This is a genomic window from Mesorhizobium sp. BH1-1-5 (assembly GCF_020165615.1).
In the GTDB taxonomy this organism is placed as follows: domain Bacteria; phylum Pseudomonadota; class Alphaproteobacteria; order Rhizobiales; family Rhizobiaceae; genus Mesorhizobium.
In genome coordinates this window covers 135,581-141,703 of sequence record NZ_JAIUIM010000018.1, presented here as the reverse complement: position 1 = coordinate 141,703, position 6,123 = coordinate 135,581, and the positions used below count along the sequence as shown (strand labels likewise).

Below are 6,123 nucleotides of genomic sequence, written 5' to 3'. Positions count from 1 at the left end.
CCAGCCTCCATGCGCTGGCGATAAAACCGGACAACTCATGTGCTACCTAACCCGGACAACTCATGTGCTTACGACACGCATGGCTTGAGGTGTTGCACCCAGGCCGTCTTTGATCTATAGGACCGCCGTTCCAAGAAAACCGCCCGGCAGGGCATGCCGTGGCGGTTTCATTTGCTTTTCGGGCTTTGGTCGGCCCGAAGCGAAAAAGAAGCGCGATGGTGCGCCACCAATACGGAGTAGCAAAATGCCCAAGATGAAGACCAAATCGGCCGCCAAGAAGCGGTTCAAGATTACTGCCACCGGCAAGGTGCTGTCGGCTGCCGCCGGCAAGCGCCACGGCATGATCAAGCGTTCCAACAAGTTCATTCGCGATGCCCGCGGCACGATGGTTCTGGCTGAACCGGACGGCAAGAAGGTCATCAAGAATTTTCTGCCGAACGGCCTCTGAGCATTTCGGTTTCAGGAACAGTATTTAAGGAGATCATGACATGGCACGCGTAAAGAGAGGCGTTACCGCCCACGCCAAGCACAAGAAGGTCCTGAAAGCCGCCAAGGGCTTCTACGGCCGCCGCAAGAACACCATCCGCATCGCCAAGCAGGCGGTGGAGAAGTCGCTGCAGTACGCTTACCGCGACCGCAAGAACCGCAAGCGCTCTTTCCGCGCGCTGTGGATCCAGCGCATCAACGCAGCGACCCACGAGCACGGCCTGACTTATGGCCGCTTCATCGACGGCCTCAACAAGGCCGGCATCGAGATCGACCGCAAGGTCCTTTCGGACATGGCCATCCACGAGCCGCAGGCTTTCGCCGCGCTCGTCGCCAAGGCCAAGGTCGCGCTCGAATATCTGAAGAACACCACGCCGAATGCTTTTGAGAGCGCTGTCGCCTAAGCCAGCGCTTCCCAAGCATTTTTTAGGACTGATTTGGGGAACCCGCGCTGGCACGGCTGGCGCGGGTTTTTCTTATGCCCGATGCAACAAGAATCGTACCGCGAAACGAAAATCGTGACGCACGCTGATGACAGCCACCGATAGAAAGAATTCGCCGTGAACGCCACCGCTGGAAATCTTGAAACCCTTGAAGCTTCGCTGATGGCCGACATCGCGGCGGCTTCGGACGAGGCCGCGATCGAGGCGGTGCGCGTCTCGGCGCTGGGCAAGAAGGGCTCGGTCTCCGAAATGCTGAAGACGCTGGGCGCGATGAGCGCCGAGGAGCGCCAGGTGAAAGGTCCGGCGATCAACGGCTTGAAGAACCGAGTCACCGAAGCGCTCACCGCGCGCAAGGCGGAGCTCAAGGACGTGGCGGTCGCAGCCAGGCTCGCCGCCGAGACGGTCGACGTCACGCTGCCGGTGCGCCAGTCGCCGGCTGAGCGCGGCCGCATCCATCCGATCAGCCAGGTGATCGACGAGATCGCGGCGATCTTCGGCGATCTCGGCTTCGCCATCGCCGAAGGTCCGGATATCGAGACCGACTATTACAATTTCACCGCGCTGAACTTCCCCGAGGGACATCCGGCGCGCGAGATGCACGACACCTTCTTCTTCCAGCCGGATGAGAAGGGCGAGCGCAAGCTGCTGCGCACGCACACCTCGCCCGTGCAGATCCGCACCATGGAGAAGCAGAAGCCGCCGATCCGCATCGTCATCCCCGGCAAGACCTACCGGCAGGATTCGGACGCCACGCACTCGCCGATGTTCCATCAGGTCGAGGGGCTGGTGGTCGACAAGTCCGCGAACGTCGCCAACATGAAATGGGTGCTGGAGGAGTTCTGCAAGGCCTTCTTCGAGGTGCCGTCGGTCAAGATGCGCTTCCGGCCGTCCTTCTTCCCGTTCACCGAACCCAGCCTCGAGGTCGACATCCAGTGCGACCGCTCGCGTCCAGGCGAAGTGCGCTTCGGCGAAGGCTCCGACTGGATGGAGATCCTGGGCTGCGGCATGGTGCACCCGAATGTGCTGCGCGCCGGCGGGCTCGATCCCAACGAATACCAGGGTTTTGCCTGGGGCATGGGCATCGACCGCATCGCCATGCTGAAATACGGCATGCCGGACCTGCGCGCCTTCTTCGACGCCGATGTGCGCTGGCTGTCGCATTACGGCTTCCGGCCGCTCGACCTGCCGACGCTGTTCGGGGGCCTCTCTGCATGACGGCACCTCACACCGGCGGCTGCCGCTGCGGCGCGGTGCGGTTCGAGGCGTCAGCCGAGCCGCATCACATCAGCTATTGCCATTGCGGCGATTGCCGGCGTGCCAGCGGCGCGCCGGTGTCGGCCTTTGTCGGCTTCCTGGCCGACCAGGTCGCGCTCAACGGCAAATCGCTGAAAAGCTACCGCAACGGCCCGGTGGAGCGCTCGTTCTGCGGTATCTGCGGTTCGCCGATCGCCTATGTCGACAAGCGGCTCGACAACCAGATCTATTTCATGCTCGGCGCCATGGACATGCCGGCTTATTTCAAGCCGACGCTGCATGCCTATGTGCGTGAGCAACTGCCCTTCCTGCATATGCCGGACGATCTGCCCAGGCATCTGAAGACCAGCGTAGCCCGGCCCGATGGCGAAGGACTAGGCGGGGCATGAGCGCGTGAGCCCAATTGCCGATCCCTATGCGAACGCGGTGACCTTCCGCTTCGGCGACAGTCCCGAACTCGCCGACGAGCTGCTGGCGCTGGTGCTGACGGGCCGCAAGACCGCGACCTGTGGCGCCCTGCGCGACTATGGCGGCGCCGAGCCGGTGCCGGAGGTGGGTCGTCGCGATGTCGTGCTCGACGGACGCGGCCGGCGCGCCGCCGTCATCGAGACCGTCGAAGCCATAGTCCGGCGCTTTGACGAGGTCGACGCCGACTTTGCCCGTGACGAAGGCGAAGGCGATTTGAGCTACGCATACTGGCGCGACGCCCATCGTGCCTACTTCGAACGCAATGGCGGGTTTTCGCCTGACATGAAATTGGTTTGCGAACGCTTCAGGCTGGTCGAAGTGCTCGCTCAAGAAGATACGAAAGTGTGAAACGATGAAATTCACCCTCTCCTGGCTCAAGGATCATCTCGAAACCGACGCCTCGCTTGCGGAGGTCGTCGAGCGGCTGACCGCGATCGGCCTCGAAGTCGAACATGTCGACGACAAGGCGGGCCTGAAGCCCTTCGTCATCGCCAAGGTGCTGACGGCGGTGCAGCATCCCGACGCCGACCGGCTTCGGGTGCTGACCGTCGACATCGGCGACGGCAAGCCGCCGGTGCAGGTGGTGTGCGGCGCGCCCAACGCCCGCGCGGGCCTGATCGGCGCCTTCGCGGCGCCCGGCACCTATATTCCGGGCATCGACGTGACGCTGTCGGTCGGCAAGATCCGCGGCGTCGAAAGCCACGGCATGATGTGCTCCGAACGCGAGCTGGAAATCTCCGACGAGCATAACGGCATCATCGATTTGCCGCAGGACGCGCCGGTCGGCACCAGCTTCGCCGCCTACGCGCATCTCGACGATCCGGTCATCGAGATCAACCTGACGCCGAACCGGCCGGACGCGACCAGCGTCTACGGCATTGCGCGCGACCTCGCGGCAAGCGGTCTCGGCCGATTGACTGGCGGCGGGATCATGCCGCATGCCGGTGACGGCCTCTGCCCGGTCAAGGTCACGATCGAGGCGCCGGAGCTCTGCCCGGGCTTCGCGCTGGCGCTGGTGAAGGGCGTCAAGAACGGCCCGTCGCCGAAATGGCTGCAGCAGCGGCTGATCGCCATCGGCTTGCGTCCGATCAGCGCGCTGGTCGACATCACCAACTACGTCACCTTCGATCGCGGCCGGCCGCTGCATGTGTTCGACGCGAAGAAGGTCGCCGGCAACCTCGTGGTGCGCCGCGCCAGGGAAGGCGAGACGGTGCTGGCGCTGGACGGGCGCGAATACACGCTGACGCCCGAGATGTGCGTGATCGCCGACGACAATGGCGTCGAGTCGATCGCCGGCATCATGGGCGGCGAGCATTCCGGCTGCGACGAGAAAACCACCGACGTGCTGATCGAGTCGGCGCTCTGGGATCCGATCACCACGGCCCGTACCGGCCGCGCGCTCGGCATCATCACCGACGCGCGCTACCGCTTCGAGCGGGGCGTCGACCCGGAATTCATGGTGCCGGGCGTTGAGCTCGCGACCAAGCTGGTGCTCGACTTCTGCGGTGGCACGCCGTCGGAGATCGAGGTGGCGGGCTATGCCGGTCACAAGGCGAAAGTCGTTACCTTCCCGCTGTCGGAAGTGAAGCGGCTGACCGGCATCGAGGTGCCGAAGGCCGAGGCGCTGGACATCCTGACCCGCCTCGGCTTCGAGCCGCAGGGTTCGGGCGATGTCGTTAAGGTGAAGGTGCCGTCCTGGCGTCCGGACGTCGACGGCAAGGCCGATCTCGTCGAGGAGGTGATGCGCATCCACGGCGTCGACAACATCGCACCGCAGCCGCTCACCTCACATGACGCGGTCAACGGCAAGATCCTGACGACGCTGCAGGTTCGCACGCGGGCGGCCAAGCGCGCGCTGGCCGTGCGCGGCATGATGGAGGCCGTCACCTGGTCGTTCATCCCGGCCAAGCACGCCGAGCTCTTCGGCGGCGGCCAGACGGCGCTGAAGCTCGCCAACCCGATCGCCGCCGACATGTCCGACATGCGGCCTTCGCTGCTGCCGGGGCTGATCGCGGCCGCGCAGCGCAATGCCGACAAGGGCATCGGCGACGTGGCGCTGTTCGAGGTCTCGGGCACCTATGAGGGCGATGCCGCCGACCAGCAGCGGCGCGTGGCCGCTGGCGTCAGGCGCGGCACGGCCAAGCTCGACGGTTCGGGGCGCAGCTGGGCCGGCAATGCCGGACCGGTCGGCGTGTTCGACGCCAAGGCGGACGCGATCGCGGCGCTCGAAGCCTGCGGCGCGCCGGTCGACCGGCTGCAGATCGAGCCCGGCGGCCCGGCCTGGTATCATCCGGGACGCTCCGGCACGATCAAGCTCGGGCCGAAGACCGTGCTCGGCACCTTCGGCGAATTCCATCCGAAGACGCTGGACGGGCTCGACGTGTCGGGTCCGCTCTGCGGCTTCGAGGTTTTCGTCGACGCCGTGCCGGAGCCGAAGGCCAAGCCGACGCGCACCAAGCCAAAGCTGGAGCTTTCACCCTTCCAGGCGGTGAAGCGCGACTTCGCCTTCGTCGTCGACCGGTCGGTGGAGGCCGGCACGCTGGTACGGGCCGCCCTTACCGCCGACAAGAAGCTGGTCACCGGCGTTTCGGTGTTCGACGTCTTCGAGGGCGCGTCGCTGGGCGCTGCCAAGAAGTCGATCGCCATCGAGGTGTCGATCCAGCCGGTCGAAAAGACGCTGACCGACGAGGATTTCGAGGCGCTGGCCAAGCGCATCGTCGAGAACGTCAACAAGCAAACGGGCGGCGTGCTGCGGGCCTAACGCTTTCAGGGATTGTCGGAGCATGGCGAATCGCCCTCCAAAGAGCGATGGACCATCTCCGCTATTCCGGCCTTTCCTTCGAAGCGCAGCGCGAGGCCTTCCTCGCCATCGTCGCGGCCGACCCGCTGCTCGATGAAACACTGGCGCGTGTACGCCAGCTCGCGCTGCCGGATTGGCTGGTGGTTTCCGGCGCGCTCTACAACAGCGTGTGGAACCATCTGACCGGCAAGCCGCCTGGATACGGCATCAAGGATGTCGACCTGTTCTATTTCGACGACGCCGACCTCTCCTACGAGGCCGAGGATGCGGTGATCCGCCGGGCGGCGCAGCATTTCCAGGGATTGCCGCTCCCGGTCGAGGTGCGCAACCAGGCGCGGGTGCATCTGTGGTATCCGGTGAAGTTTGGGCAGGCGTGTCCGAGGTATGCGAGCGCCAGCGAGTCGGTGAGCTATTTTGCGTCGAAGACGCATGCTGTCGGGGTGCGGTACGGGCGGGACGGAGCTTTGGAGCTGGTGGCGCCGTTCGGGTTCGACGATGTCTTTTCGTTCCGCATCACGCCGAACCGGGTGCTGGACAATCAGCGGACGCATGAGGCGAAGGGGGCGCGAGCGCGGGAGTATTGGCCGGAGATTAGCGTGGTGGCTTGGTGATCCAAGTCCCGTCCCCAAGTAATTGACACTTGATTTATGCGGGTTTCAAGCGGACGATAGC

7 protein-coding genes are annotated in these 6,123 nt (G+C 64.7%); all 7 read left to right on the top strand.

Annotated elements, in window-relative coordinates; all coding sequences use genetic code 11:
* Positions 1-244 precede the first annotated feature (244 nt).
* On the top strand, positions 245-448 hold the full coding sequence (gene rpmI, locus LB572_RS23315; RefSeq protein ID WP_027166935.1) for a 50S ribosomal protein L35: 204 nt from the start codon (positions 245-247) through the stop codon (positions 446-448).
* A 40-nt stretch (positions 449-488) separates the two neighbouring features.
* Positions 489-890: a 50S ribosomal protein L20 gene (rplT, locus tag LB572_RS23310; RefSeq protein WP_042637600.1), complete on the top strand. Its 402-nt coding sequence runs from the start codon at positions 489-491 to the stop codon at positions 888-890.
* Positions 891-1,091: 201 nt separating this feature from the next.
* Positions 1,092-2,144, top strand: coding sequence for a phenylalanine--tRNA ligase subunit alpha (gene pheS / locus LB572_RS23305; protein ID WP_224669373.1), 1,053 nt, complete (start codon positions 1,092-1,094; stop codon positions 2,142-2,144).
* Positions 2,141-2,572 carry a GFA family protein gene (locus tag LB572_RS23300; RefSeq protein ID WP_224669372.1) on the top strand — a complete coding sequence of 144 codons (432 nt, stop codon included), beginning with the start codon at positions 2,141-2,143 and terminating at the stop codon, positions 2,570-2,572. The genes pheS and LB572_RS23300 overlap by 4 nt, the downstream gene beginning before the upstream one ends.
* A gap of 4 nt (positions 2,573-2,576) precedes the next feature.
* The gene (locus tag LB572_RS23295) at positions 2,577-2,999 is read left to right on the top strand and encodes an ASCH domain-containing protein (RefSeq protein ID WP_224669371.1); all 423 of its coding nucleotides are present in this window, start codon (positions 2,577-2,579) and stop codon (positions 2,997-2,999) included.
* 4 nt (positions 3,000-3,003) lie between these two features.
* Complete coding sequence (gene pheT, locus LB572_RS23290) at positions 3,004-5,412, top strand: phenylalanine--tRNA ligase subunit beta (protein ID WP_224669370.1); 2,409 nt, start codon at positions 3,004-3,006, stop codon at positions 5,410-5,412.
* A 47-nt stretch (positions 5,413-5,459) separates the two neighbouring features.
* Positions 5,460-6,062, top strand: coding sequence for a nucleotidyltransferase family protein (locus LB572_RS23285; RefSeq protein WP_224669369.1), 603 nt, complete (start codon positions 5,460-5,462; stop codon positions 6,060-6,062).
* The last annotated feature ends 61 nt before the right edge of the window (positions 6,063-6,123 follow it).

Bases quoted from the DNA above. Each gene is read 5' to 3' on its own strand.
- rpmI (WP_027166935.1), top strand. From the start codon at position 245: ATGCCCAAGATGAAGACCAAATCGGCCGCCAAGAAGCGGTTCAAGATT.
- rplT (WP_042637600.1), top strand. From the start codon at position 489: ATGGCACGCGTAAAGAGAGGCGTTACCGCCCACGCCAAGCACAAGAAG.
- pheS (WP_224669373.1), top strand. From the start codon at position 1,092: ATGGCCGACATCGCGGCGGCTTCGGACGAGGCCGCGATCGAGGCGGTG.
- LB572_RS23285 (WP_224669369.1), top strand. From the start codon at position 5,460: ATGGACCATCTCCGCTATTCCGGCCTTTCCTTCGAAGCGCAGCGCGAG.
- pheT (WP_224669370.1), top strand. From the start codon at position 3,004: ATGAAATTCACCCTCTCCTGGCTCAAGGATCATCTCGAAACCGACGCC.
- LB572_RS23300 (WP_224669372.1), top strand. From the start codon at position 2,141: ATGACGGCACCTCACACCGGCGGCTGCCGCTGCGGCGCGGTGCGGTTC.